The organism is Paenibacillus xylanexedens (genome assembly GCF_007676705.1).
GTDB classification, from domain to species: Bacteria; Bacillota; Bacilli; order Paenibacillales; family Paenibacillaceae; genus Paenibacillus; species Paenibacillus xylanexedens_C.
Map to the genome: position 1 here is coordinate 1 of NZ_VEBF01000111.1, position 326 is coordinate 326.

Consider the following 326-nt stretch of genomic DNA (forward strand, 5'->3'; position numbering starts at 1 on the left):
TCTCAGGAAAGAGAAGGACAGTTGGTTCGTGTGAATGGAGTGTAAGCTTCGGTGAAGGATGTGCGTGAAGTGATTGAAGAGGCGCAAAGGAACAAAGAGGTGTATGGAAGGAAAAGTATTCTGTTGGTGGATGAGGTAGATGGGTCTAAGAGTTGAGGTGAGGAGGGGTTAAGTGGGAGGGGAAGGGGTGTTAGGAAGAGAAAATATGTGTGGAAGTGGTTGGGTGAGAGAAGGAAATGGGTAAGAGTTGGGGTGGTGTTGGGAGTGTATTGACCAGGAGTGGATAGGATAGGGGTATTGATGGTGGAGGGGGTAAAGTAGGAAGG

Annotated in this window: 1 pseudogene; it reads left to right on the plus strand. The window is 48.5% G+C overall.

The window, feature by feature from the left end:
• A pseudogene (locus tag FS628_RS32855) lies at positions 1-138 on the plus strand (replication-associated recombination protein A); the annotation flags it as partial.
• Positions 139-326 lie beyond the last annotated feature (188 nt).